General features: G+C 40.6%; 28 protein-coding genes and 1 other RNA gene. 18 read left to right on the forward strand and 11 right to left on the reverse strand.

Translation table 11 applies throughout. The features are described 5' to 3' along the window. Positions 1-79: 79 nt before the first annotated feature. From KHA99_RS26035 to KHA99_RS26045, 3 genes are all read left to right on the forward strand, one after another. A complete protein-coding gene (locus KHA99_RS26035; RefSeq protein ID WP_213120390.1) occupies positions 80-778 on the forward strand; it encodes a DnaD domain-containing protein in 699 nt (232 codons plus the stop codon). 67 nt (positions 779-845) lie between these two features. Then, positions 846-1,508, forward strand: coding sequence for an endonuclease III (nth, locus tag KHA99_RS26040; protein WP_213120391.1), 663 nt, complete (start codon positions 846-848; stop codon positions 1,506-1,508). Beyond that, positions 1,501-1,857: a YpoC family protein gene (locus KHA99_RS26045; protein WP_213120392.1), complete on the forward strand. Its 357-nt coding sequence runs from the start codon at positions 1,501-1,503 to the stop codon at positions 1,855-1,857. Before nth ends, KHA99_RS26045 begins: the two co-directional genes overlap by 8 nt. A gap of 93 nt (positions 1,858-1,950) precedes the next feature. Here the strand turns inward: KHA99_RS26045 and KHA99_RS26050 are convergent, their stop codons facing one another. Together KHA99_RS26050 and recU are read right to left on the reverse strand one after the other, a co-directional pair. Then, positions 1,951-4,521, reverse strand: a complete 2,571-nt coding sequence (locus KHA99_RS26050; RefSeq protein WP_213120393.1) for a transglycosylase domain-containing protein — start codon at positions 4,519-4,521, stop codon at positions 1,951-1,953. Between the two features lie 36 nt (positions 4,522-4,557). Beyond that, complete coding sequence (recU, locus tag KHA99_RS26055; protein ID WP_213120394.1) at positions 4,558-5,172, reverse strand: Holliday junction resolvase RecU; 615 nt, start codon at positions 5,170-5,172, stop codon at positions 4,558-4,560. A 190-nt stretch (positions 5,173-5,362) separates the two neighbouring features. Between recU and KHA99_RS26060 the strand changes: the two genes are divergently transcribed. The 3 genes from KHA99_RS26060 to KHA99_RS26070 all read left to right on the forward strand — a co-directional run bounded on the left by KHA99_RS26060 (position 5,363) and on the right by KHA99_RS26070 (position 7,523). Next, positions 5,363-6,340, forward strand: coding sequence for a DUF2515 domain-containing protein (locus tag KHA99_RS26060; RefSeq protein ID WP_213120395.1), 978 nt, complete (start codon positions 5,363-5,365; stop codon positions 6,338-6,340). Between the two features lie 343 nt (positions 6,341-6,683). Beyond that, entirely contained in the window at positions 6,684-6,956 is a 273-nt protein-coding gene (locus tag KHA99_RS26065; protein WP_213120396.1) for a hypothetical protein, read from the forward strand. 192 nt (positions 6,957-7,148) lie between these two features. After that, positions 7,149-7,523: a DUF1798 family protein gene (locus KHA99_RS26070; protein WP_213120397.1), complete on the forward strand. Its 375-nt coding sequence runs from the start codon at positions 7,149-7,151 to the stop codon at positions 7,521-7,523. 16 nt (positions 7,524-7,539) lie between these two features. On the opposite strand, the gene yppF is transcribed toward KHA99_RS26070, so the two are convergent. Next, positions 7,540-7,752, reverse strand: coding sequence for a YppF family protein (yppF, locus tag KHA99_RS26075; protein WP_213120398.1), 213 nt, complete (start codon positions 7,750-7,752; stop codon positions 7,540-7,542). Positions 7,753-7,871: 119 nt separating this feature from the next. After that, entirely contained in the window at positions 7,872-8,051 is a 180-nt protein-coding gene (locus KHA99_RS26080; protein ID WP_213120678.1) for a hypothetical protein, read from the reverse strand. 65 nt (positions 8,052-8,116) lie between these two features. Here KHA99_RS26080 and KHA99_RS26085 point away from each other — a divergent pair, with 65 nt between their 5' ends. Beyond that, positions 8,117-8,479 (forward strand): YppG family protein, encoded by a 363-nt coding sequence (locus tag KHA99_RS26085; RefSeq protein WP_249366895.1) that lies wholly within the window; start codon positions 8,117-8,119, stop codon positions 8,477-8,479. A 50-nt stretch (positions 8,480-8,529) separates the two neighbouring features. On the opposite strand, the gene KHA99_RS26090 is transcribed toward KHA99_RS26085, so the two are convergent. Both KHA99_RS26090 and KHA99_RS26095 read right to left on the reverse strand, forming a co-directional pair. Continuing rightward, positions 8,530-9,024 carry an Hsp20/alpha crystallin family protein gene (locus tag KHA99_RS26090; protein WP_213120399.1) on the reverse strand — a complete coding sequence of 165 codons (495 nt, stop codon included), beginning with the start codon at positions 9,022-9,024 and terminating at the stop codon, positions 8,530-8,532. Positions 9,025-9,247: 223 nt separating this feature from the next. Continuing rightward, entirely contained in the window at positions 9,248-9,946 is a 699-nt protein-coding gene (locus KHA99_RS26095) for a Crp/Fnr family transcriptional regulator (RefSeq protein ID WP_213120400.1), read from the reverse strand. Positions 9,947-10,086: 140 nt separating this feature from the next. Here KHA99_RS26095 and KHA99_RS26100 point away from each other — a divergent pair, with 140 nt between their 5' ends. From KHA99_RS26100 to KHA99_RS26135, 8 genes are all read left to right on the forward strand, one after another. Further along, on the forward strand, positions 10,087-12,366 hold the full coding sequence (locus KHA99_RS26100) for a DEAD/DEAH box helicase (RefSeq protein WP_213120401.1): 2,280 nt from the start codon (positions 10,087-10,089) through the stop codon (positions 12,364-12,366). A 14-nt stretch (positions 12,367-12,380) separates the two neighbouring features. Beyond that, complete coding sequence (locus KHA99_RS26105; protein ID WP_213120402.1) at positions 12,381-13,649, forward strand: ribonuclease H-like domain-containing protein; 1,269 nt, start codon at positions 12,381-12,383, stop codon at positions 13,647-13,649. A gap of 376 nt (positions 13,650-14,025) precedes the next feature. After that, on the forward strand, positions 14,026-14,391 hold the full coding sequence (locus tag KHA99_RS26110) for a CotD family spore coat protein (protein ID WP_213120403.1): 366 nt from the start codon (positions 14,026-14,028) through the stop codon (positions 14,389-14,391). Positions 14,392-14,506: 115 nt separating this feature from the next. After that, the gene (locus KHA99_RS26115) at positions 14,507-15,073 is read left to right on the forward strand and encodes an SLOG family protein (RefSeq protein ID WP_307852185.1); all 567 of its coding nucleotides are present in this window, start codon (positions 14,507-14,509) and stop codon (positions 15,071-15,073) included. A 137-nt stretch (positions 15,074-15,210) separates the two neighbouring features. Continuing rightward, positions 15,211-15,513 carry a cell division regulator GpsB gene (gene gpsB, locus KHA99_RS26120; protein ID WP_213120405.1) on the forward strand — a complete coding sequence of 101 codons (303 nt, stop codon included), beginning with the start codon at positions 15,211-15,213 and terminating at the stop codon, positions 15,511-15,513. 80 nt (positions 15,514-15,593) lie between these two features. Continuing rightward, an RNA gene (gene rnpB, locus KHA99_RS26125) (RNase P RNA component class B) lies at positions 15,594-15,986 on the forward strand. Positions 15,987-16,143: 157 nt separating this feature from the next. Then, complete coding sequence (locus tag KHA99_RS26130) at positions 16,144-17,289, forward strand: THUMP domain-containing class I SAM-dependent RNA methyltransferase (RefSeq protein ID WP_213120406.1); 1,146 nt, start codon at positions 16,144-16,146, stop codon at positions 17,287-17,289. 46 nt (positions 17,290-17,335) lie between these two features. Then, entirely contained in the window at positions 17,336-19,261 is a 1,926-nt protein-coding gene (locus KHA99_RS26135) for an ATP-dependent DNA helicase (protein ID WP_213120407.1), read from the forward strand. Between the two features lie 44 nt (positions 19,262-19,305). On the opposite strand, the gene KHA99_RS26140 is transcribed toward KHA99_RS26135, so the two are convergent. The 5 genes from KHA99_RS26140 to KHA99_RS26160 all read right to left on the reverse strand — a co-directional run bounded on the left by KHA99_RS26140 (position 19,306) and on the right by KHA99_RS26160 (position 21,749). Further along, positions 19,306-19,605: a metal-sulfur cluster assembly factor gene (locus KHA99_RS26140; RefSeq protein WP_213120408.1), complete on the reverse strand. Its 300-nt coding sequence runs from the start codon at positions 19,603-19,605 to the stop codon at positions 19,306-19,308. Positions 19,606-19,619: 14 nt separating this feature from the next. Continuing rightward, a complete protein-coding gene (locus tag KHA99_RS26145) occupies positions 19,620-20,864 on the reverse strand; it encodes a hypothetical protein (RefSeq protein WP_213120409.1) in 1,245 nt (414 codons plus the stop codon). 13 nt (positions 20,865-20,877) lie between these two features. Further along, complete coding sequence (locus KHA99_RS26150) at positions 20,878-21,084, reverse strand: DUF2249 domain-containing protein (protein WP_213120410.1); 207 nt, start codon at positions 21,082-21,084, stop codon at positions 20,878-20,880. A gap of 24 nt (positions 21,085-21,108) precedes the next feature. Continuing rightward, positions 21,109-21,345 (reverse strand): DUF2249 domain-containing protein, encoded by a 237-nt coding sequence (locus KHA99_RS26155; RefSeq protein ID WP_213120411.1) that lies wholly within the window; start codon positions 21,343-21,345, stop codon positions 21,109-21,111. Between the two features lie 254 nt (positions 21,346-21,599). Further along, positions 21,600-21,749 (reverse strand): hypothetical protein, encoded by a 150-nt coding sequence (locus KHA99_RS26160; RefSeq protein ID WP_213120412.1) that lies wholly within the window; start codon positions 21,747-21,749, stop codon positions 21,600-21,602. Positions 21,750-21,867: 118 nt separating this feature from the next. Here KHA99_RS26160 and KHA99_RS26165 point away from each other — a divergent pair, with 118 nt between their 5' ends. From KHA99_RS26165 to KHA99_RS26175, 3 genes are all read left to right on the forward strand, one after another. Then, positions 21,868-22,101, forward strand: a complete 234-nt coding sequence (locus tag KHA99_RS26165; protein ID WP_213120413.1) for a DUF2249 domain-containing protein — start codon at positions 21,868-21,870, stop codon at positions 22,099-22,101. A 194-nt stretch (positions 22,102-22,295) separates the two neighbouring features. Beyond that, positions 22,296-23,798 (forward strand): carboxypeptidase M32, encoded by a 1,503-nt coding sequence (locus KHA99_RS26170; RefSeq protein ID WP_213120414.1) that lies wholly within the window; start codon positions 22,296-22,298, stop codon positions 23,796-23,798. Then, positions 23,795-24,691, forward strand: a complete 897-nt coding sequence (locus KHA99_RS26175; RefSeq protein ID WP_249366898.1) for a DMT family transporter — start codon at positions 23,795-23,797, stop codon at positions 24,689-24,691. The genes KHA99_RS26170 and KHA99_RS26175 overlap by 4 nt, the downstream gene beginning before the upstream one ends. Positions 24,692-24,715 lie beyond the last annotated feature (24 nt).

The following is a 24,715-nucleotide window of genomic DNA, read 5'->3' on the forward strand; positions in this document are numbered from 1 at the left end:
TTCTTTACCAAAACAGGATGCCTAATTCTCTTACTCGAAATCACCTGTTCGTGATATACTTTTTAGGAGGTGTCCTAACATGAAAGATAATATAGTAGCTTGGCTAGAAGAAGGTACCATTACCGTACCCTCTTTACTATTTTCCGAATATCGCAATTTGCATTTAAACGAAGCAGAATTAGTTCTGTTACTAAATATCATGACGTTTGTAGAGAAAGGGAATGATTTTCCAACCCCCGAAGAGCTTTCCTCAAGAATGACCATTTCGATATCAGAATGCAGTGACATGCTTAGAAAGCTGATTCAAAGAGGCTTACTTGCCATCATTGATGAATATTCGCAAGACGGCATTCGTTTCGAGAAGTACACAATTAAACCGTTATGGGAAAGACTCGTGTCACAATTTTTAACAAGCACGCAGAATGTACAAGAGAATCAAAAGAAAACGGAGGAAACCGATTTATATACGTGTTTTGAAAATGAATTTGGCCGTCCTTTGTCTCCTTTTGAATGTGAGTCTCTAGCGATGTGGATGGATGATGACCATCATGATCCTGTCATTATCAAAGCCGCACTTCGTGAAGCAGTCATGTCAGGTAAATTAAATTTTCGCTATATTGATAGAATTCTTTTTGAGTGGAAGAAGAACGGCATTAAGACACTTGAGCAGGCCAAAAATCAGGGCCGCAAATTCCGGCAGAAACAAGTTCAAAAAGGCAATCCAAGAGAGGATGCCCCGCCATCATCCATTCCATTCTATAACTGGTTAGAGCAATAATTTTAAAGCGACGAGTGACAATTCACTCGTTTATTTTCTGTAATAAACATTTAGAGGGGTGAAGACCTTGCTTAATAATACACAAATTCGGCATTGTTTAGATACAATGGGTGAAATGTTTCCAGATGCCCATTGCGAATTAAATCATTCAAATCCTTTTGAACTCGTGATCGCTGTCGCTTTATCTGCCCAATGCACCGATGCCCTCGTTAATAAGGTAACTGTTGGTCTATTTAAAAAATACAAGACCCCTGATGACTACTTAAAAGTCCCTTTGGAGGAATTGCAAAATGATATCCGCTCGATCGGTCTTTATCGGAACAAAGGGAAAAACATTCAAAGCCTTTGCCGAATTTTATTAGAGGAATATAATGGCGAAGTGCCAATGGATAGGGATGAATTAACAAAGCTGCCGGGAGTGGGCCGGAAAACAGCCAATGTTGTTGTTTCGGTTGCTTATGGCATTCCCGCCATCGCTGTTGATACCCATGTTGAACGTGTCAGTAAGAGGCTCGGCATTTGCCGTTGGAAGGACTCTGTATTGGAAGTTGAAAAGACGCTGATGAAGAAGGTACCGAAAGAGGAGTGGTCAGCCACACATCACCGCTTAATCTTTTTTGGCAGGTATCATTGCAAGGCGCAAAACCCGCAGTGTCCAAGCTGCCCGCTTTTGGACGTATGCAGGGAAGGGAAGAAACGAATGAAAGGAAAGGCTGCTGTAAATGAGTAAGCCTTCAGAGTCTGTAACCGATATTCTTAAAGAATGGGCCAGTATACAGGAGCAACTTGAGAAAGTATTTCGAAACAGGGACCAAATAGGGGCTAAAGAATGGATGAATAAAGGAATTCAATTATACCTTCGGTTTTTGTTTCTGACGAATGGATTGCCACTTAGCTACAATGATGCTATTCCATTTGAAAGTATCGAATACAAGCCTGTCAATCTTGAGGAGCGATTTGCTTTTATTAAGTACCGACCATCACTCTACCATTCTTATCGACAGTTATCAGAACTCATGGTAGAACAAGAAAAACAATATGCGCGGAAAACTATCCAAAAAAACAAGAGGCCGACCTAAGTCAGCCTCTTGTTTTTTAGCTAATAGGAAAGTATAAATTCAACTACCCCTCTGTCTTCGTCCTATCGGACTCGCCAATCGGCGAGTTTTCATTTAATGTCCGGTGGAAGGAGTTCCAGGGGGTATGACAGGCGGGATCACGACTCCGCCGGTATTATTGCCGGTGCCATTGCCACTGCTAGTACCTGTTCCGGTGCCATTTCCGTTCCCATTGTTAGCGCCGTTTCCATTTCCGTTTCCATTTCCATTTCCGTCCCCAGTGCCATTATTTCCATTTCCTTGTTCAGTATCGTTTTCTGCCTGTGGAACCTCAATGGTGGTTGTTGCAGGATCGCTCTTCCGATCTCCGATAATAGCCAGAACGGTAATAGTGTATTTTTCACCCGGCTTAACTGGGAATAGGAATCCTTTTTCTGCCTGCACCACATGATTTGGAGTAGTGCCGTTATCAACGGTAATATCAAACTGAACATTTTGTTGTGCTGTATTTGGATAATCCCAAGTTACAGCGATTTTTTGTGTATCTTGATCATATTTTGCCGCCAAGCCGCTAGGTGCATCAAGCTTGTTATATTTCTCGGATACTGTTTTCGGGGCATGGCCCTTTACAGCATATTCCGTGAGTACTTCGCTGTCAGGAGTGAATTCACTCGCAAGCACAGCCGGCATGGAGCCTTTTTCGATTCTGACCTTCTCCACACTATTTGGCATAGTAAAGTCAGCTGTTTGGGTGCCTTTTGAGACATGGGCCAGTAAATTTTTAAAGATTAATTGGGCAATTCTTTGGTTATTTCCCTTTGCCTCAATCGGCGTTTTATAGTCACCGTAACCAGTCCAAATGGATGCAGTATAATTGGTCGTATACCCTGTAAACCAAGAATCTGGTACCGCACTTTTACTAATATTCCATGCATTTCTTTGTTCTTCCGAATAGTTTGTAGTCCCTGTCTTACCTGCCATTGGAAGGCCTGGGACTTTTGCGTTTGTCCCCGTACCCGGAGAAACTAGAACACTTTTTAACATGTCGGTAACCATAAATGCTGTGGAATCCTTCATGACCACCTTAGGTTCCGGTGCGGTGTCAATAATGGTACCATCGCGCAGCTTAATTTTCGTGACAGCATGCGGCTTATTGTAAATGCCTTTGTTGCCAAATGCAGCATAGGCTCCGGCCATTTCTAGCGGTGATACTCCGACGGTTTTTCCTCCAAATCCGCCAATCGCATAGGACTCAGATATTTCTTTTAATGGAATGCCAAGATTTAGAGCGAACTTCATCGCATTATCCAGACCTACCTGTTGAATGGCCTGAACCGCCGGAGTGTTCCGTGATAACTGAAGGGCTGTCCTCATCGTCATCGGACCCTTATATTGACCGTCCCAGTTTCCGAATTTCTTACCAGACGAATACGTAATTGGCTTATCCTCAATCATTTGGTAGGTGCCCCAATTCAGGTATTCGATGGCAGGGCCGTAATCCAACACAGGTTTAATGGTAGATCCGGGCTGGCGCTGTATATCAATGGCATAGTTGTAGCCGCGCTGCACCTGTTGGTTTCTGCCGCCGCCAATTGCCCTGATTTCTCCAGTCTTTGTGTCGAGAAGTGCGACGCCTGCCTGGAATTGATCATCAGGATATGGAATAACGTCTTTTGAGTTTAAAAGCTCGTTAACATAGTCCTGCGCGTTTTTGTCCAGTGTTGTATAAATCGTCAAACCGTCTGAAAAAATATCAAAATCGGTCTTCTCTTTTACTTCATCGATTACTGCATCAACGAAGGCATCATATGGCTTGTCATTTATTTTCCGCTGTTCCTCTTTAAGGACCGTATCTTTTACGGCAACCTTTTTAGCTTCCTCCATTTGTGCCTTTGAAATAAAACCATGCTGATACATTAAACTTAATACGATATTTCTTCTTTTTTCGGCTAAATCCGGATGGTTAAAAGGATTGTAATTGTTCGGGCTTTGCGGCATCCCTGCCAATTGGGCTGCTTCCGCAAGTGTCAACTGATCAAGTGTTTTCCCGTAATATATTTTTGCAGCAGTGGCAATACCCCAGCTATTTTCCGAGATATAGACCTTATTGACATACATTTCAAAAATTTGATGTTTTGTATATTTTTGTTCCAACTGATAGGAAAGCCATGCTTCCTGAACTTTTCGTTTCAAGGTTTTATCACGTGATAAAAAGGCGTTTTTGACAACCTGCTGGGTAATAGTGCTGCCGCCTTCCGAACCAAAGCCATCACGGAAATTCGCGAGTACCGCACCGCCAAGGCGAATCGGGTCGATGCCATGATGTTTATAAAAACGATAATCCTCCGTTGCCAAAATGGCATTTTCAACCTGCTTCGGTATATCTTTATAAGTAACATATTCCCGGTTCACTGAACCGGCTTCGGAAATAAGCTCTCCATCTTTATCTAGAATCTTTGAAGGGATAGGATCTTTTAATAATTTTGGATCAAGCTTGGGAGTGTCCTTTACTAAATAGGCGAAAGTGCCGACACCAGCCAATAAGCCGACAAAACAAAGCACGATTAGGGAAAGGAAAATTTTCTTTGCCATTCCCCCTTTCTTAGCCTTTGCTTTAGGTCTGGCCTTATCGTTTGACTGCTGTTTCTTTCGGCGCTCCTCTCTTGATTGGTATTGCTCAGCCATTTTGAAATTCCTTCCTTTCTGCTCTTTATTTGTTTTTTAATAAAGAGGTAAAAGATTATCTAATATTTTAATATAATCAATTCTTGGATGAAATCCAAGCGGTATGAGATAACCGTTCTGTTTAATTTCTTCCTTTGTAATCGATTTTCTTCCTCCACTCATCATTCTGTCCCAAAAACCCAACATATGCTTTGCCTCTAGCAAATATACCTCATCAAATCGCGAAAAACGGATGATAACAAAGCAAATCCCACCCTGATTCATCACTTCTTCCATATGAGTAATCTGGTGCGGATGGAAATTTTTTAACGGAAATGAAGTAGGATTTTCTGTTTCCTTTGCTTCAAAATCGATATATTTTCCTTTATAAACGCCATTATAGTCAGTGGTGGAGGCAAGTTTAAAATAGGCTTCTTTAATAACTGCCGCACTTCGCTTTGGGTAATCCACTTGGACGATTTGGATTGGTGTCGGTTTCTTATGGATAACGGCCATCTTCCTGGAGCGGTAATATTCATTACTCTCGTTTAAGTCTTCTTCAAGTGTCATTCCGCGATTGCCATATGCATCATTTTTCTTGATTTTTACAGGTGCTTTTTTCTCTTGATCTAAGCGAACATACTTTTTTCCATTTGGATAATTAAAGCTCATTTCCTTCACCTCTTAAGACACTCACTATCATATCAAATCTCAGAAAAAAGTGGGTGAATAAAATAGCCCTTCAGGTAAACGCTAATATTAATTGTACCGTTTTTGTTATAAAAATAAATGATTCATTCTTATTAAGGGATTAGCCTGCGGCTAATAATCTATTAAAAACTGAAGGAAAGATGCACAAAATATGAGTCTCCTTACAATACACGAACAAAATATCATTCGTCAAATTGAAACCGAAACAAGCAAAAAAAATATCGATAATATTTCAAGGACTAATGCATATTTTTCCTACTTTAAAGAAAATCCGGATATTCAATGGTCCTTTCTGGCAAGCATGGTATCCCGAAATGGCGGCTGGAATATGTGCGATCTTGAAGGATCTATGTTTCGGCAGCTGCTTGCCCCCCAGGTCAGAAAACAGCTTTTTTTTACATATGAAAGGGCAAATTGGCTAATATTTCATGATGTTTTCCCCCAATTATTGGTCTATCAATATTCGACGAAATTAGGCCGGCCTCTGTTTCATTTACTTCCCTATTTTCATGTTTCATCCTTTATTCAAAATGAGTGGCACCGCTTTTGGCGTAATGAAGATAGTAAAAGGCTCATGACCGCCCTAATCATTAATGAACAAAATGTGATTCAAAATCCGGTCATTGAACACCCTGTTTACAAGAAAAAGGTATTTCAATCACTTATATTCAATTTTCAAGATTGGCTGCATTTTAGCTGCGTGTTGTTCCCAACCTGCGGCGGGGAGGTATATGGAGCAAGCGTGAATGGCTTTAGGTCTCTATCCAAAAGGATTAATCTTGGAAAAAGGCTGGCGAGCATTCTTTTTCAGCCAAGGTTATTTCCCCATTTTTTTGAGTTTGCTGAAAAAACAACACATACAGGCTCAAGAAATGATTATGAACAGTTTTTCAAAATAAAAACGGAAGGAACTACTCCTATCTTAAGAATGACCTACCCGGTAATCAAGCACCATCGGCAGGATTATCAGGATTGGAGTAAAGTTCGAAAAGTTTCTTCCGCGTGGCTGCATTTTCCAGTCCATCATCGCCACCCGATTCACCTAACCGATTGGTACGTGGCTAAATCCCACCAGCTGCAGCTGCTTGTTTCCTTGAAAAAGGCACTGGATTTAAAGAAATGGAAATAAGAAAAAAGCAAGGAGGGTGTTCTCCTTGCTTTTCTCTTACTCAGCCGGTCGGTTTGGTCCTTCTAACTTTTTATCGCCGTAACCTGTTCTTTTTTCTGTATCAGATTGCCGCGGTTGGCTTTTGTTTTGTTTATTGTTGTTAGACAAAATAAACACCTCCACTAATATCATGTGCTGAATTTTGGTTTTCATACGATTCTAGATTCTGTCGAACGAAAAATAGAGAATATGCCAGAATGGCACTTTCTTTGCCGAAATGCTTCTAGTTTTGTCAAGGGGGAAGGAACCATAGATTGGAAAGCGAATATTATCTTTAGGAAAAACGTGGGGGAGGTTTTAGAAAATGAATAGTTCATTTAGTGATAAGGATAGGCTCCTGTCTAAGCTGGCGGGGATATATGATCAATTGGAAGAATTAGACGAGGCACTAAAAGCATCCTTTTCTGAACTTCGCATCGAGCTTGATCAAAGGGAACAAGAAAAACTGCTTGATTCGGCTGAAAAAATTACAAAATTGGAAAGAATTTCAGACCAAATGCTTTTGAATGGAGAGATGGTCCAAAATCCGCTTTCCCACCATTCCGCAAAATCATTAAAGCTTGAAATGGGTTTTTAATATTCGGTATCATAGTCTTAATTTTGAAAGTGGCATTTAATAGTGCTGCTTTTTTTGCTAATAAGAAATTATAAATTTTCACAAATTTATAATTTCCTAACGCATAAATTCAACTACGCCTCTGTCTTCGTCCTATCGGACTCGCCAGTCGGCGAGTTTTCATTTATTTTGACGGGAAGGGAGTGTGCATTCTTGGACAGGGAAATAGAGCATTTAACTACGGAATTATTATCATTCAATCAAGAATTTTTGAGGCATTTTCAGGAAGCAAGAGAAACGGGGAGTGAACAAAATTTTGATGAGGTGATAAAGCCATTTGCCAATAAGGTTAACTCAATAAACGGAGAGTGGAAAGAGGAGATGAAAAAATGGCTTATAAACTTTCCATTAAAACATATCCGCATTCAGCAAGTCGAATCCGTTTCAGAACATATCGAACAGCTCTCCATCCAGGCTTTCTTTCCGAAAACAAGCAAATCAAGATTTCTAAATGCCCAGCGGACAGTCGAATTTTTTCTGACGGAAGTTTTAAAAGAAGTGAATAAAGAAAAAAGAGATGCAACGTAAGCATCTCTTTTTTAGTCTATCCATTATGTTCGATGAGGGAGTTTTCCTGCGCTGCCTCTGGGGGCACCGCACCTTGATTTTCAAGTTCACGGACAAGATTGCGATATTCTTTAATGCTAATTTCATTGAAGATATAGGCCTTTTTAACAAAATCCATTAGTGCATTAACATCATCAGTGGTGTAATCACGGCTTTGACTAAATCTCACTTTTATTTCGCGTATGTCCATTTCTACTCCTCCTTCATCATTTTTACTATCGTAACATGAAATTAAGAGATTATTATTTTTTCAAAAATTTAAACTTTAGACAAAATCTTTGAAATTTTGACATTTCCTTGAATCACCAATTAGGCTTTTTTTTCATAATGTGAAGCAGAGATAAATACGGAGGAGATGTTTGCCCGTGTTTGGAAAAATGAGACCAAATACCATCTTTCATAATGGATATTCGGGACAAATGATGCAATATGGTCCAGTTGGCCAACAATGGAACCGGCATTTAGTAATGCGAAATCAAGCTTTTCCATATCAGCCTCCTGTCCAGAATCAGACCTGGAACACTTTCCAGTCGCAAGGAGGCTATCATCCAAGCATGTTCCAGCCAATGGGGCCGGCCTATCAGCAAGGTTATAATGCACAGAATATGAACCATCAAAACTCCCAGTATCCGCAAAAAGATTCGCAATTCCTATTTCAGAATCCCCTGCAGCCAAAGGAGGATATGTATCCCGCTCCATATGTGCCAATGAATGGATATCCGGTTATGAATCCTTATCCTAAACAAAGCTTTATACCAAAACAGCCAAGCGGTATGCAGTCCTTAATGAATTCCTTTAAATCACAGGATGGCTCAGTTGATTTTAATAAAATGATGAATACAGCGGGCCAGATGGTGAATGCGGTAACGCAGGTTTCTTCCTTAGTAAAAAACTTTAGCGGTATTTTTAAAGCGTAATAAAAAAGACGGCAAGCCTTGCCGTCTTTTTTATATAATATGGAAAATTATTATTCTTGCTCGTCAATTTCAATAATTTTTCCTTTTTCGCGTGGAATGCGGATTTGTAGTAATCCGTCCCGGTAGGAGGCTTTAATTTTTCTGTCATTAATCATATGAGGCAGGGAGATGGTTCTTGCGGTTTGCTGTCTGACAAAACGGCGCTGATAAATTTGATTTCGCTCATCCTCTGAGGTTTCTAACTCTTTATTCTCAACAGATATGGTTAAGTAGTTTCCGGTGATATTAAGATGGATTTGGTCTCTTTTGACACCGGGGAGTTCGGCAGACACTATATATTCATTTTCTCTTTCAACAGTTTCTACATGGAAGCCTCCGCCGCCATCAAACGGAAAAGGTGTTTTGAAAAAATCATCGACGGACTGTAAGAATCCTCTAATAGGTTTCTCCATGAAAAAATCATTCATGGATTTCATTAAATGACTGAACGGTTCCGAAACAGGCTTTTTCTCATGATTTTTATCACTCGGAAGATTAGAAGACATCATAAAACCCTCTCTTTCCAATTTTTCACACGATATCATATGCGTTTAGTCCCGACCTGGTGCCCATTTTCTGCAAAAAAATCACCGCAGATAGCCTGCGGTGGTGGTTAGTCTTAGCTAATAGGAAAGTATGAATTTTTCCAAATTTACACTTTCCTAACGCATAAATTCGACTACGCCTCATGAACCATCCTAACGGACTTGCCAATCGGTGAGTTTTCAATTAAATTAAATGAATTTCTTCCATAAGGATTTCGATATCGAGGATCATGTCGCCCTCTTCATCGACTTCGATTAATTCGTCTTTTTTCATTTTTGTTAACGTTCTGCTGATGGTTTCGCGCGTTGTTCCAATCATGTTGGCTAGGTCTTTATTGGTAAATTCCGATTTTAACAATATAGTACCATCCTCTTGTTCTTTACCGTGCTTTTGGGCGAGGCGGATTAACAGCTTGACAATCTGTTCATAGGTATTATTGAGAATTTGCTCTTCCAGCCGGTTTTGCAGGTCGACGATCTTTTCACCAAGTACTTTAAATACCTTAATGCATAGCTCCGGATTTTCAATCAGAACATTTTCAAACTTGGAAATCGGCACGGCAATCAGGGTTGAAGACTCTAGAACCTCAGCGTAGGCCGGATAGTCTCCTTTTCGGAAAAAGCCCACATGGGGAAACATTTCCCCTTTTTTCATAATGGCCACGATTTGTTCTTTCCCGTTTACATCGCTTTTATAAATTTTAAGCTTTCCATCATAAATGAAATAAACATTTTCAAGCGGATCACCTTGATGAAAAACATGGCTATTTTTCTTCCATTCTCTTGCAATCGCAATGTCGGTAACTTTGGATAATTCCGTGTCGTTTAAAGAGCGAAAGAGAGTAAATTCGGAAAGCACCCTTTTAATTTCATCGATCTTCATTACATCACCTTCAGTTTCGTTCGATATATCTCTATTGTAACAAAATGTTGCCGAATAAAAATAAGGTAATTGTAAAATATTAATTTCCTCTTTTTCTCCGAACGTTTATTCGGTAAAATAGAAATAATGAGGTGAGCTAGATGAAGTTGAAAAAAGATTTGCAGGCCATCCTTTCAGATATTAAAGTAAATGAGGATTTTAAAGATAATATCGCTGCGTGGCATACACTCCCCAAGAAAGAAGCCCAAACGGTAACATGTCCTAGGGATTTACATCCGCTATTGCATGAAGCACTTAATCAAAAAGGGATAGACGAGCTCTATACCCATCAGAGATCAGCATACGAAGCGACGATGGCAGGAAGAAGTATTGTGGCAGTTACACCCACGGCATCAGGAAAAACGCTTTGCTACAATCTGCCAGTTCTTCAATCTATATTAAATGACCCGAGCACACGAGCGCTGTATATGTTTCCGACCAAGGCACTCGCCCAGGATCAAAAAAGTGAAATAAACGAAATTATCCAAGCGGCCGGCATGGATATTAACAGCTATACGTATGATGGAGATACGCCGGCAAATATCCGCCAGCGGGTCAGAAAAGCAGGCCATGTTGTCATCACAAATCCTGATATGCTGCATTCGGGCATCCTTCCCCACCATACAAAATGGGTGTCTTTGTTCGAAAATCTCAAATTTGTCGTGATTGATGAGCTTCATACGTACCGTGGCGTTTTTGGCAGTCATGTGGCAAATGTGATTAGGAGGCTAAAACGGATTTGCCATTACTATGGAAGCAATCCTGTATTTATTTGTACATCTGCGACGATCGCTAATCCTCTCGAACTGGCGGAAAACCTTACCGAGGAAAACATGGTGCTGATTGACAACAACGGGGCACCAAGCGGAACAAAGCATTTTGTTTTTTATAATCCGCCAATTGTCAACAAACCATTAAACATTAGAAGAAGTGCCACTCTTGAGGTTCGGAAAATTGCTGGGGAACTGTTGAAAAACAAAATCCAAACGATTGTTTTCGCCAGAAGCAGGGTACGAGTTGAAATTATCTTAACGTATCTCCAGGAACTGGTGAAACACGAATTGGGCAGCAAATCGATTATGGGGTATCGCGGCGGTTATCTCCCCACAGAACGGCGGAAAATTGAAAGAGGCTTGCGTTCCGGGGAAATTTACGGTGTTGTCAGTACGAATGCACTTGAACTTGGTGTCGATATTGGACAACTTCAGGTTTGTATTATGACAGGTTATCCCGGAACTATCTCTAGTGCCTGGCAGCAGGCCGGACGAGCAGGGAGACGGCATGGAGAGGCTCTTGTCATCATGGTGGCAAGCTCGAGTCCGTTGGATCAATATATCATTCAAAATCCTGATTATTTCTTCAATAAAAGCCCGGAAACAGCACGGATTAATCCGGACAACTTGATCATATTGATTGACCATATGAAATGTGCCGCCTACGAGCTACCATTTAAGGCTGACGAAAAGTTCAGTAATGTGGGAACTGAGGAGCTTTTGGAATACTTAACTGATGAGCGTGTTCTATATCGGAACGGCGATAAATGGTACTGGATGAACGACTCTTTTCCGGCCCACAATATCAGCCTGAGGTCCGCTTCACAAGAAAATGTCATCATTGTCGACCAAACCGATATTGCTAGTGTAAAGGTCATCGGGGAAATGGACCGTTTTTCGGCAATGACTCTGCTTCACGATGAGGCCATTTATTTGCACCAAGGCACTCAATTTCAAGTGGAAAAACTGGATTGGGACGAAAAAAAGGCATTTGTCCGTGAGGTGGATGTTGATTATTTTACAGATGCCAATTTAGCGGTTCAATTAAAGGTACTTGAGGTTGATAAACTGCAGCCGGTCAATGAAGCGGAAATTGGTTATGGAGATGTCAGCGTCAGGGCTATGGCGACCATTTTTAAAAAAATTAAATTCGAAACTCATGAGAATATCGGTTCCGGTCCGATCCACCTACCGGAAGAGGAACTTCATACGAATGCTACGTGGATTTCGCTTAATAGGGCGCTTTCAGAATTGGGGGCTGTTCGGCTCGAGCAAGGACTTGTTGGGACGGCCCATGCACTTAGGTCAATAGCGCCTTTGTTTGTCATGGCCGATCCGCAGGATATTCATGTCATTCCGCAGGTTAAGGCCGACCATAATGAAAAGCCAACCATCTTTTTTTATGACCGCTATCCTGGCGGAATTGGCCTAAGTGAAAAAATATATTCAGGGATGACAGAGGTTTTGCTGGAAAGTAAAAAAATGATTGAACGCTGTCAATGTGAATCAGGGTGTCCATCATGCATTGGCACGGATGCAGTTGGCGATGAAGCGAAACATGATTCATTAATGATTCTAGATGCGTTCTTAGAATCATCATCGCGGTAAGGGGGAGTGCGAGGATGTCTTTAAAAAATAAATTGAATCGCTTAAAGCCCCACTTGTCGACGGGGAATTCTTCAGAAAAAAAGGCTGTTCCCTCTTCAGTAGAAACGTCCGTTGAGATACCTTACAAAGAGCAATGGGAGCTAGAACATGTTTCTCCTTATTATCTAGACAAAAACTTCTGTTTAATAAGAGAGGTAAAATATCCTCTTGATCAAAGGCACGGCCATTATCGGTTTCGTGATTTTCTGACGGCAATGGAAACCTGGAACCAGCAATCAGCCGCTCATCCATTATCTGCTAAAGGATTTCAGGCGGAAGAATTATTCTTTTTCGATACAGAAACGACGGGGCTTGGCGGCGGGACGGGCAATACCATTTTCTTATTGGGGTATGCCAGCATTGAGGGAGAAGAGTTGATTTTAAGACAGCATATCCTCCCAAATCCCGGGGCCGAGGTCCCGCTATACCAAAGCTTTCTAGAAAAGATTAATTATCGGACACTTGTCACTTATAATGGGAAAGCCTTTGACTGGCCGCAGGTAAAAACGAGACATACGCTTGTAAGAGAGCATGTTCCAAGGCTTCCGTCTTTTGGTCATTTCGACTTGTTTCACGCTGCCAAAAGACTCTGGAAGCACAAGTTAGAACGGTTGAAATTAGCAGTAGTGGAAAAAGAGGTTCTCGGGGTAGAAAGGGTTGACGATATTCCGGGATTTTTAGCTCCGATGATTTATTTTGACTTCGTTGAAAACAAAAAGCCCGATGGCATGATTGGCATACTCAAGCATAATGAAATTGATATATTGTCGCTTGTCACTCTGTATACACATCTGACCTTTCAATTATGCGGATTAGACCACGACTCCACCAGAATGGAAACCTTTGAAGTAGGCCGCTGGTTTGCGGCTATCGGTGAAAAAGATGAAGCAGAGAAAGTGCTCGGCAAACTTACAGACGGGCAGGATGTTACAGCTTGCCAAGCAAAGCTTACTCTTGCGTTTCAGCATAAAAAAGAACGGGAATGGGACAAAGCAAGAAATTTGTTTGTTGAGGTTGTCCAATTTGGAGAGGGGCGTCTTGCTCTTGATGCATGTATTGAATTGGCTAAAATCTATGAGCATAGATTAAAAGATTTAGAATCAGCTCTTCAATACTGTAGCCAAGCTATCATTATAAGTGAGCGAACCCCTAGTTTCCATAATCTTTCAGGGGATGCTTCAATGGAACAGCTACAAGCACGAAAAGAGCGTTTGAATCGAAAAATAGCTAAAAGCCCACGTTAAATTTCTTTATTTAAGGGTTATTAAAAATATGTAACAAAAAGTTCACAATTTGATTAAAAAATTTGAAATTCCATATTGTTTACTGTCGTCTTAATAGGTAAAATTATAAATTGTGTGCTGTGTAAAAAAAGCGCAAAAACTTTATGGAGTGGGTAGGATGTATAAAGCAATTTTGTTTTTATTTTTCGTTGTTGTTTGTTTAACTGCTGTTGTTTTTACAAGCATGAAAGATAGCTTTTATACTATGTTATAAGGATATAAACCCAAGGAAGCCGGTATTATTATAAAAAATAGGTGTTTTCCTTAGTACAAGAGTAACCCTTTTTTCATAGGCTGTTAATGTAAACAGAATAAAGAAAAGAAGGGAGAGCTTAATATGTTTCTTGGAACTAATTTTGCCCCGCCGGTGGTTCATCCGACGACGAACATTGTGAACCATACTTTTTCTGCAACGGTGGTGCCCCATATTCATCCGGTTCACACAACTACTGTGAATCACCATATGTTTGAGCATAAACATTATTGCCCGCAATCATCTTCATGCTGTGAGGATGTATGTCACCAGCACATCAACTGCTGCAACCCTTGTGCACCGCAAGCAGTAATGCCTGTTTCAAACGTATTGCCAAATGCGATGCCAAATGTAATGCCGAATATGCCGGGTTATGGTATGGCAGGCCCTGGCTTTGGCGCACCTGGACCTGGTTTTGGACCTGGACCTTATATGGGACCTAGACCTTAAAAGTTTGACTAATCTTACAAGGGCTTTTAGCCCTTGTTTTTTATTTTGTTACTTTATAATATGCTGATGGTAATAAAATGTTTGTCCCTTTTTAAAAATTTTTTCATTGAGGAGAATGTTTTTGCTTAAGGTATTAGCCATTTCTGGATATAAACCATTTGAATTAGGGATTTTTAAAAAAGATCATCCATCGGCAAATTTTATTAAAGCGGCTATCAAAAAATCGCTGTTGCCTATGCTTGAAGATGGACTGGAATGGGTACTGATCAGCGGACAGTTAGGAGTGGAGCTTTGGGCAGCTGAAACTGTTTTTAACCTGCAGGAGGAATTTCCGGATTTGAAGTTAGCCGTTATCACTCCTTTTTTTAATCAAGAAGCATCTTGGAATGAAAACAATAAGGAATGGTACGAATCTGTTCTCATGCAAGCGGATTTTATTGATTCAGTTACGAAAAAAGGCTATGAAAAACCGTGGCAATTCCGATTGAAAAATCAATTTTTTATTGAAAAGAGTGATGGCCTTCTACTCTTGTATGACCAGGAAAAGGAAGGAAGTCCAAAATATTTATACGAACTAGCTGTCGATTATCAAAAAAATCATTCCTATTCGATTGAGCTGATTACCTTTTATGATTTGCAGGTGATTGTCGAAGAAGAACAGCTTAAACAGTCTGATTTTTAATCCTGCTCGAATATTTTAGAATATACTAAATAGAATATAATGTCTGCTGAATTACTTTACTGTAAATGAAAATTGACAAAACCGCTTATATTTGAAAAAATAATAGGTAATGATTGGCTAAACTTGAGGTGATTGGAATGCTGTCAGATAAAGTGAAACTAACTGCAAAGGATATTTTGGAAAAAGAGTTCAAAACTGGCGTACGTGGTTATAGACAAGAAGATGTTGATAAGTTTTTAGATTTGATTATTAAAGATTATGGTACTTTCCATCAGGAAATAGAAGATCTTCAGCAAGAAAATCTAAGGCTTCGCAAACAGCTGGAAGATACAGCAAAAAGGCAACCTGCAGCACAGCCTGCTGGGACAACCAATTTTGATATTTTAAAGCGCCTGTCTAATCTTGAAAAGCATGTATTCGGCAGCAAGCTTTATGAATAACAAATAATACCCTCATTTCCTTTGAATAACCATTGATAATGCTGAACGATATACATATAATAGACAATGTAACGTTAATGACGTTCGGGTAATCGCTGCAAGTCTTCTTGCAGAGGAAAGTCCATGCTCGCACGAGCTGAGATGCTCGTAGTGTTCGTGCCTAGCGAATTCATAAGCTAGGGCAGCCGGGTAGCTCATTCGGTTGACGGCTGGGAAAATACCTAAGTCCTTAGGATATGGTAGGTGTACCTTTAAAAGTGCCACAGTGACGATTACCTCCTTAGAAATGAGGAGGGTGGAACGGGTAAACCCCACGAGCGAGAAACCCAAATTATGGTAGGGGCACTTTCTCTATCGGAAATCAACGAGGAGAAGGACAGGTTCCACGTGAATCTGTAGATAGATGATTACCGCCTCAGTACGAGACTTGTAAGTCGTTTGCAGTACGGAGGTACAGAACATGGCTTATAGAACGTTATTAATGGATAGTTTTGATGGAAATGAACAGCTCTCCTTAAACGGGAGGGCTTTTTATTTGTTAACTGAATCCGGAGGTTGTTTTTAGTCCATAATGATATTGGGAAATCAAACTTTACAATTATTGATACATAAACGATTAAGGGTGAAAGAATGGGAAAATATCAAATTATAGCAACCGCAGCCATGGGGTTGGAGGCGCTTGTCGCTCAGGAGGTCAGGGCGCTTGGCTACGACTGTCAGGTGGATAATGGAAAGGTAATCTTCAGCGGGGATGAATATGCCATCGCTAGGAGTAATTTATGGCTCCGCACAGCAGACAGGATTAAGATTATAGTCGGCGAATTCAAGGCGTATACTTTCGATGAATTATTTGAAAAAACAAAGGCGCTTCCATGGGAGCAGTTTTTACCAGAGGATGCTGAATTTCCGGTGCTTGGAAAATCTGTGAAATCGAAGCTATTTAGTATATCTGATTGTCAGGCCATCGTTAAAAAAGCCATTGTGGAACGATTGAAACAGAAGTATAAAAAAACCTGGTTTGACGAGAATGGGGCTTTATACCGGATCGAAGTCGCATTGTTAAAAGATACCGCCACTATTACGATTGATGCGAGCGGCACCGGCCTTCATAAACGGGGCTATCGTGCTGACCAAGGGGCTGCCCCGTTAAAGGAAACAATGGCGGCGGCGCTTATTTTGCTGACCAATTGGCGGCCAGACCGTCCCTTTATCGATCCTTTTTGCGGGTCGGGAACGATTCCAATCGAAGCGGCCCTGATTGGCCAAAATATCGCACCTGGTTTTAATCGGGATTTTGTTTCCGAGAGCTGGAACTGGATGCCTTCAAGGGTTTGGGATGAAGTTAGGACAGAGGCAGAGGACCTGGCAAAATACGATACACCGCTTGATATAAGCGGCTCGGATATTGATCATCGGATGGTCAAAATGGCACAGGAAAACGCCTTCGAAGCAGGTTTTGGCGACCTGATTCAGTTTAAACAAATGCAGGTAAAAGATATTTCAACGAAAAAGGAATACGGTGTGATTATTGGCAATCCGCCATATGGAGAAAGATTGGGAGAAAAGGCCGAAGTGGAGCAAATGTATCGGGAAATGGGCAAAGCCTTTAGCCCGCTTGATACCTGGTCGATTTACATCTTGACCTCAAACGAGGATTTCGAACAACTATATGGCAAGCCGGCCACAAAGAAACGAAAGCTGTTCAACGGATTTATCAAAACAGATTATTACCAATACTGGGGAAAAAGGCAGCCAAGGCAAAATAACAATAATTGAGAAATAATTTAGCGTCTTTTGACGCTTTTCTTTTTGGAGGGATAGGATGCAAAGCCGCATGCCATTTACAGTTTCGAAAACAGAAACATTTTATGATAAGTTAGGCGAATGGATTGGTGACGTCTTCTATGACATTTTGCCGGAATCCGGGTTTGAAATCCGCGATGAACAAATCTACATGGCCTTTCAGCTTGAAAAAGCATTTAAAGAGAAAAAGGTCATGTTTGCTGAAGCCGGAGTAGGGACAGGCAAAACAATCGTTTATTTGCTCTATGCCATTATGTATGCCCGTTATACAAACCGGCCGGCTGTGATTGCCTGTGCTGATGAGACATTAATTGAGCAGCTGGTAAAGAAGGAAGGAGATATCGCCAAGCTTGAGCAAGCTCTTAATTTGCAAATCGATGTCCGTCTGGCCAAATCGCAGGATCAATACTTATGCTTAAAAAAGCTCGAGAATGGCAGGAATAGTCATTATTCGGATGACGTTCTTGATATTTATGAGAATCTTCCTGATTTTGTCCATATGGAAGGTTCCATGCTGCAATTTGAAAAGTATGGCGACAGAAGAGACTATCCGGCTCTTTCCGATGAAGTATGGCAAACTGTCAGCTGGGATAAGCTCCAGGACTGTTTCTCATGTGAAAAGCGCCATCGTTGTGGTCTCACCTTACACCGTGAATTCTATCGGCACGCAAAGGATATAATTATTTGTTCCCATGATTTTTATATGGAGCATGTTTGGACAAAAGAGGCCCGAAAACGGGAGGGCCAGCTGCCGCTATTGCCGGAACATTCATCAGTGGTATTTGATGAAGGGCATTTGCTTGAATATGCGGCACAAAAGGCGCTAAGCTACCGGTTTACAGATTACACACTTGATACACTCTTAACCAGACTGATGGAAAATGAAGTCCGCGAAAAAACACTTTATACGATAGAACAAGCGCTTGTGGATAATGATGAATTCTTCGATTGCCTTGCACAGTTTTCACAACCCGCAATGGGATCTGATAAAGAGATCATTCATAGGCACCCTTTGGTTATGAAAAATTGCCGCAAACTTCTTTCGACATTGCAGTCATTGGAAGAGGAACTTGTCTTTGAAAGTGAAATGTTTGTTATCAACGAATATGATTTAAAAATTGTTGAGGAATACTTGGAGCAAATCACGTATTCCTTATCACTCTTCCTTCAAGAGATAAATGGAATTACTTGGCTGGAAGAAAGCAGTGGTGAGCGTACCCTTGTCATCATGCCGAAAATGGTGGAGGAGGTTTTGCGGGAAGAGGTATTTTCACAGAAAAAGCCTTATATCTTCTCATCCGCCACCATGTCCAATCAGAAATCTTTTGATTATATCGCGTCCAGTTTAGGGATTGATGATTACCTTTCCTGTTCGGTTGCTTCCCCATTTGATTATGACGAGAAAATGAAGGTATTCCTGCCATCTTTTAAACAAGATGCCATCAATAAAAAAATCGATTATGTGATCGAGAAAGTCAGATTGACAGAAGGGCGGGCTCTTATTCTTTTAAATAATCGTGATGAAATGAGGAATTTAAAGGAACAGCTTAAAGATGAGCAGCAGTTTCCAATCTACTTTGAAGGTGATGAGGAGATTAGCACACTAGTCTCCAAGTTTCAAAATGAGGAAAATTCGGTGCTTTGCTCCATCCATCTATGGGAGGGTCTTGACATCCCCGGCCGCTCACTGGAAAATGTCCTGATTTTTTCACTGCCCTTCCCGCCGAATGACCCCGTTTTTTCGGCCAAAAAGGAAGGAATGGCTGACCCATTTAATGAGGTGGACCTTCCTTACATGTTGCTTAGATTACGGCAAGGAGTGGGCCGGCTGATAAGAAGTGAACAGGATCAAGGCACTGTCCATATCCTGTTGGAAGAACCTCTAGAACCAGATGTACTGCAAAAGATAAAAGAAGTATTGCCGACTAAAGCAATTGAAGGGTAAGGAAGGAAAAAAGAGGCTGACAATGAATTGCCAGCCTCTTTTTGCTATCTGCCAAGGGCGCGGCGGCCGTCTTCGGTCATTTTATCCGGTGACCAGGCAGGCTGCCAAACAAGGTTAACGTCAACCTTGTTTACTTCCTCGATTCCTTCGACACAATAACGGACTCCGCTTGTGATACTATTGTGAAGCGGACAGCCAGGAGTGGTCAGTGTCATCGTAATCGAAACATCATTTTCTTCTGTAATCCCCACACTATAAATTAACCCTAAATCTACAACATTGATGCCTAACTCCGGGTCATATACACTTTTTAATTCTTCAAAAATTTTCTCCTCTAGATTCATCGTAACTCACCTCATTATTTTTTTAGAACACTGAATATACTGCTTGCAATAATAAGCATCGCTACAGACAGGACAAATTGGCCCAAATTAAAGAGAATCGTTGTTTTTAATACAAGTGCCAAAAAGACAACTAGTACTGAGCCAATGAATACCGATAAGACTGGCACAATCAATTTTTCATTCATCATTTCCTTCAACGAAGGAACTTTAGCCTTTCCGATTTCCTTGCTGTATTTATAGGTCCACCACAGGAATGGAACGATTTTATATAAATATCCGACAATACTTAGGACAATCCACAACAGTATATAGCAATATAGTAGCGGCCCGATAAGACTGGCAAACTTGCTGCTGAGCAAGACCATAAAGGCGGCTGCATGAATCACATTCCCAAGGCCAATCGCCGAAAGGGCGAAGGAAAATGGTTTATCGAGCTTTTTCTTTAACCTCTTTTTAACGATAATCCTGATATGCCAACTGAAAATGGAAAAGCCGGCAAATAGCAGGAAGAATCCATTTTTTAATAAAATACTGCTATCGCTATAGAAAGAAATGATTGTCAAGACAAGCCCGGATACATAAATTCCATATACATATCTTGATTGCACCATTGGAAAACCATGGGCCAAAGAAAACATCGGCACCATCTTATAAGAAAAGCCAAAGATTAATAGAGTAAACCAGCCGGTTAACCCCAATAAAAGATGGCTTTTAAAAATGGCTTGGTAATGTTCGCCGAGAAAGCCTGTTTTCATACTGTAAATCATTGTAATTCCCAAGAAGATGGTCAAAAACAAGCAAACTAAAGCCGTACCCACAAAAGCAGTGAGAATGTTAGGGTTTGCTTGTGTTCTTAGCGTCATTAGCATCTGGAATAAGAACATGAAGATTCCGATAAGCGTAATGACACCAGGAATGACGGCATTTTGCGGCGCGAAGTAGAGCATCGCCGAAAAAGAGGTAATCCCTGCCGCGGTGATGAAAAATTGGACAAATCCAAATTTCTCATTCCAAATTTTCGTCAAAAACGCAACCGGAACAAGCTGGTACATTGCACCCATCGCCACCATTAAGGCCCAGCCTAGGATTAGAAGATGGGCTGCCGACCAAATTTCAGGTATGCGAAAAGTTCCATCCGTCATCATATGCCCATTTGCTAACAGCAGAATCTGTGAGGCAACAAGGGCAATTAAACTAAAAAGAATAAATGAAAAAGGGAGCTTAATATTTGTTTCAGTTCCTAAATTCTGAGGAAGCATTCGACTCACCTTCCTAGCGGAAGATTTCTATTTTAAAACTTCCGTCTGGTTGTTGTTCTGTTCTTTGTTGATATCCTAATTCTTCAAGCTGTTCATATAGAAACATCGGTCTTCTATCATTAATTATCGTTAAAACTTCCCCTTCGCCTAAACCTTCTAAAGCGGCTAAGGTTCGCATCATCGGCTGCGGTGGTTCGAGGCAGCGATTATCTAAGATCATTGCAGATCACACTCCAAATCACTTTTAGCTTTTCTTTGTAAAAACTACTTTCCAATGCTTTTTCTCTAATTCTTCTTCTTCATGGGTAAAGCCCTTTGCTTTTAAGACAGTAAATAGTGGCATCGGCTTAAACGGTGCATGAAGTATGAACACATCTCCATCATTATTTAATTCCTTTACTGCCTCCATAATCTTTTGAAATGGTTCGAGTTTATTCTTTATATCCTCACGGACATCTAGTTCAATTATTCTTTGTTCCATACAATCAACACCTCTTTTATCGTTTGTTTAATAACATTGTAGCAGTGTAATCCCATAAGATATGTGATGAGCGTCATAGCTCGTTGGATTTTAATGAAAATAATTCTCAATGTGACAAATTTGTGAAAAAGTATACAAAAAGTGATATGAGTGATAAAAGTCACTATTGTGCCATTTTTTTTAGGACTTAATACAACTCGGCTTGAAAAACGGAAAGGAATCGATGAAGATTAATAGCAAAAATCCGCAAGGCTTTAGCTTTGCGGATTTTTCTCTTCTTTCACTTCTTCGTAGCAGTCGAAGCAATATGACTGTTTATCCTCGGTAATCACTCCATTAAAGAATCCATCCAAACAATAAATCTCTTTCCCACAGCATTTACATAAACCAACTAATTCTTTCATTTAGACTTGCCTCCCTTATGAACAAAATCATATTTCAGCTGTGATGGTACTCACTAAGTCCTAACCTAAGTTTTTCTATAATAAAAGAGAAGTTAACCCAATTAAAGGAGTGATAATGATGCAAACCTACGCAAAAGTTATCAATGTACCAGATTATCCACCAAGAGAAAAGCATCCAACCATCTTTAGGGCATTTGATGAATTGGCATCAGGTGAAACCATGCAGATTGTCAACGACCATGATCCAAGACCGCTGCTTTACCAATTTATGATGGAAAGACCAGAGCAATTTTCTTGGGAATACCTTGAAGAAGGCCCTGAAGTTTGGAAGGTCGCCGTTAACAAGAGGTAATTTTTTGAGGCTCCGTTCTTACTTGACTTTGTGTCTTCGCCCAATCTAAAATTTGTTTCTATTTATTTTTTCAGTTAAAACCTCTTTTTTCCTATAAACCTATTTTACATCAGAAATTCGTTTCTGTTGTTTTTTTTATCCGCATGATTTGTCAGAAATATGTTAAAATTTATAGCGAGAAAGGGGGAAAGACAATGAATACAGTGCAATTTGAAAAGGAATTCTTAGAGTATGTCAAGAAAATGACCGCATATCACGAAGCCCTTGGTTTAATTTACTGGGACTTACGGACAGGCGCTCCTAAACAGGGAGTGGGGCAGAGGTCAGAAGTGATCGGCGTGCTGTCCTCCGAGGTATTTAAAATGTCGACATCAGAGGAAATGGCAGCCTACATAGCAGGACTTTCAAAAGCTGAATTGTCCGATAGAACAAAAAAAATTCTTGAAGAATGCAAAAAGAACTATGAGTTAAACAAAAAAATTCCTGCAGAGGAATACAGAGAATTTGTCATTCTCCAATCAAATGCCGAGAGTGTTTGGGAAGAGGCTAAAGAAAAAGCTGACTTTAATATGTTCAAGCCATACTTAGAGAAGCTGGTTTCAATGACAAAGCGATTTATCGGCTACTGGGGTTATGAAGGGAATAAATATAACGTTTTATTAGATATGTACGAACCGGGCTTGACCGTTGAGGTTTTAGATCAAGTTTTTGGAGAACTGAAGGACAAAATTGTTCCGTTAGTAAAACAGATTTCGGAATCCAGCCACAAACCTAAAACTGATTTTTTGTTCCATCGATTCCCTAAGGAAAAGCAGCGGGAATTCAGCTTGGAAATCTTAGCGCAAATGGGATACGACTTTAATGCTGGCAGGCTTGATGAAACCGTCCACCCTTTTGCGACTGGTTTAAATCCTGGCGATGTCCGCGTTACTACAAAGTATGATGAACATGATTTTCGGACCGCTGTTTTTGGCACCATCCATGAAGGCGGGCATGCCTTATACGAACAGAATATTTCCAAAGAGTTAATTGGTACACCATTATGCACAGGAACCTCTATGGGGATTCATGAATCGCAATCGCTTTTCTATGAAAATATTCTTGGCCGGAGCCTGCCTTTTTGGAAAAAGAATTTTGATCTGCTGAAAAAATACGCAAATGGTCAATTCGATCAAGTGAATATTAAGGGTTTTTATCGGGCCATCAATGAGTCAAAGCCTTCTTTTATAAGGATTGAAGCAGACGAACTTACCTATCCGCTTCATATAATTATCCGTTACGAAATTGAAAAGGGATTGTTTAATGATGAAATAGAGGTTTCAGACCTTCCGAAAGTTTGGAATGACATGTATCTGAAGTACCTAGGAATCCGCCCTGGACACGATGGCGAGGGTGTTCTTCAGGACGTTCATTGGGCAGGTGGAAGCTTTGGCTACTTTCCTTCGTATGCTTTAGGCTATATGTATGCAGCCCAATTTAAGCATAAAATGCTTGAGGACCTTCCGAATTACGACCAGCTTCTTGAAGAAGGGAATCTGCTTCCGATCAAAGAATGGCTAACGAATCACATCCATCAGCACGGCAAACTAAAAAAACCGCTTGAAATCCTGCAGGAGGTAACAGGTGAAGGTTTAGATGCCAAGTATTTGATTGATTATCTCTATGAGAAATATGGAAAGGTTTATCAGTTAAATTGAGCAGACCATCGTCGATATTCTTCATTGCAATCAGTGCCTCTTTATGGGGAATCATCGCCATCTTTGTACGGAAGCTCGCCAGCCTAGGGTTTACTTCGATGGAAATCGTCACCATCAGGGTCGTCACGGCTGCCATTTTGCTTGGAGTAATAGGAATTTGTAAATACAGGCCCAACCTTAGGGTTAACCTTAGTGATATTAAGCTATTTACTGGGACGGGAATCTTTAGTATTGTGCTATTTAATTGGTGCTATTTCACTTCTGTCAATGAAATGAATCTTTCGATTGCGGTAATTCTTTTATATACTGCACCTGCATTTGTCACAGTATTATCGTTTATGTTTTTAAAAGAGAAATTAACTGGGCTGAAGATCATGTCAGTGGCGGGTACTCTTGTTGGGTGTATCTTTATAGCCGGTATGAATTCGGGTGCGGCATCATCCATCACTTTAATTGGTATTGTAACTGGCCTCGGCGCCGGCTTTGGTTATGCTTTATACAGCATTTTCGGGAAATTTGCGTTAGAAAAATATTCTTCATTTACGGTTACCTTTTATACTTTTTTAGTGGCGTCTATGGGCTTAATTCCATTTACGGCGCTATGGAAAAAGGGGAGCCTGTTGCTTAGCAATGAGGTCCTGTTTTATGGAATTGGCTTAGGCCTGTTTCCAACTGTCATTGCCTATTTGTTATATACAAAGGGGCTAGAGAAAACAGACGCGAGTATTGCGGCAATTATCGCAACAGTTGAACCGATGGTCGCCACCATATTGAGCGTTTTTCTTTATAAGGAAAGCTTTGGTATGTTCCAAGCAATTGGTGTGATTATTATTTTGTTATCAGTAACCATCATCAATATACCCGCAAGAAAACAAAGGGCTTCAATCGTTTAGATTGAAAGCCTCAGATTGTCGAGA

Origin of the sequence: Neobacillus rhizophilus (assembly GCF_018343535.1) — a bacterium.
Lineage (GTDB): Bacteria > Bacillota > Bacilli > Bacillales > Cytobacillaceae > Neobacillus > Neobacillus rhizophilus.

What these genes read in the sequence shown, in the direction of transcription:
- KHA99_RS26035 (WP_213120390.1), top strand. Translation starts at nt 80, where the DNA reads ATGAAAGATAATATAGTAGCTTGGCTAGAAGAAGGTACCATTACCGTA.
- KHA99_RS26170 (WP_213120414.1), top strand. Translation starts at nt 22,296, where the DNA reads ATGAATACAGTGCAATTTGAAAAGGAATTCTTAGAGTATGTCAAGAAA.
- KHA99_RS26105 (WP_213120402.1), top strand. Translation starts at nt 12,381, where the DNA reads ATGTCTTTAAAAAATAAATTGAATCGCTTAAAGCCCCACTTGTCGACG.
- KHA99_RS26115 (WP_307852185.1), top strand. Translation starts at nt 14,507, where the DNA reads ATGTTTTTGCTTAAGGTATTAGCCATTTCTGGATATAAACCATTTGAA.
- KHA99_RS26085 (WP_249366895.1), top strand. Translation starts at nt 8,117, where the DNA reads ATGTTCCAGCCAATGGGGCCGGCCTATCAGCAAGGTTATAATGCACAG.
- KHA99_RS26165 (WP_213120413.1), top strand. Translation starts at nt 21,868, where the DNA reads ATGCAAACCTACGCAAAAGTTATCAATGTACCAGATTATCCACCAAGA.
- KHA99_RS26060 (WP_213120395.1), top strand. Translation starts at nt 5,363, where the DNA reads ATGAGTCTCCTTACAATACACGAACAAAATATCATTCGTCAAATTGAA.
- yppF (WP_213120398.1), bottom strand. Translation starts at nt 7,752, where the DNA reads ATGGACATACGCGAAATAAAAGTGAGATTTAGTCAAAGCCGTGATTAC.
- KHA99_RS26150 (WP_213120410.1), bottom strand. Translation starts at nt 21,084, where the DNA reads ATGATCTTAGATAATCGCTGCCTCGAACCACCGCAGCCGATGATGCGA.
- KHA99_RS26080 (WP_213120678.1), bottom strand. Translation starts at nt 8,051, where the DNA reads ATGGAAAAGCTTGATTTCGCATTACTAAATGCCGGTTCCATTGTTGGC.
- KHA99_RS26135 (WP_213120407.1), top strand. Translation starts at nt 17,336, where the DNA reads ATGCAAAGCCGCATGCCATTTACAGTTTCGAAAACAGAAACATTTTAT.
- KHA99_RS26065 (WP_213120396.1), top strand. Translation starts at nt 6,684, where the DNA reads ATGAATAGTTCATTTAGTGATAAGGATAGGCTCCTGTCTAAGCTGGCG.
- KHA99_RS26045 (WP_213120392.1), top strand. Translation starts at nt 1,501, where the DNA reads ATGAGTAAGCCTTCAGAGTCTGTAACCGATATTCTTAAAGAATGGGCC.
- KHA99_RS26095 (WP_213120400.1), bottom strand. Translation starts at nt 9,946, where the DNA reads ATGAAGATCGATGAAATTAAAAGGGTGCTTTCCGAATTTACTCTCTTT.
- KHA99_RS26145 (WP_213120409.1), bottom strand. Translation starts at nt 20,864, where the DNA reads ATGCTTCCTCAGAATTTAGGAACTGAAACAAATATTAAGCTCCCTTTT.
- KHA99_RS26100 (WP_213120401.1), top strand. Translation starts at nt 10,087, where the DNA reads ATGAAGTTGAAAAAAGATTTGCAGGCCATCCTTTCAGATATTAAAGTA.
- KHA99_RS26140 (WP_213120408.1), bottom strand. Translation starts at nt 19,605, where the DNA reads ATGAATCTAGAGGAGAAAATTTTTGAAGAATTAAAAAGTGTATATGAC.
- recU (WP_213120394.1), bottom strand. Translation starts at nt 5,172, where the DNA reads ATGAGCTTTAATTATCCAAATGGAAAAAAGTATGTTCGCTTAGATCAA.
- KHA99_RS26130 (WP_213120406.1), top strand. Translation starts at nt 16,144, where the DNA reads ATGGGAAAATATCAAATTATAGCAACCGCAGCCATGGGGTTGGAGGCG.
- gpsB (WP_213120405.1), top strand. Translation starts at nt 15,211, where the DNA reads ATGCTGTCAGATAAAGTGAAACTAACTGCAAAGGATATTTTGGAAAAA.
- KHA99_RS26155 (WP_213120411.1), bottom strand. Translation starts at nt 21,345, where the DNA reads ATGGAACAAAGAATAATTGAACTAGATGTCCGTGAGGATATAAAGAAT.
- KHA99_RS26110 (WP_213120403.1), top strand. Translation starts at nt 14,026, where the DNA reads ATGTTTCTTGGAACTAATTTTGCCCCGCCGGTGGTTCATCCGACGACG.
- KHA99_RS26160 (WP_213120412.1), bottom strand. Translation starts at nt 21,749, where the DNA reads ATGAAAGAATTAGTTGGTTTATGTAAATGCTGTGGGAAAGAGATTTAT.
- KHA99_RS26090 (WP_213120399.1), bottom strand. Translation starts at nt 9,024, where the DNA reads ATGTCTTCTAATCTTCCGAGTGATAAAAATCATGAGAAAAAGCCTGTT.
- KHA99_RS26050 (WP_213120393.1), bottom strand. Translation starts at nt 4,521, where the DNA reads ATGGCTGAGCAATACCAATCAAGAGAGGAGCGCCGAAAGAAACAGCAG.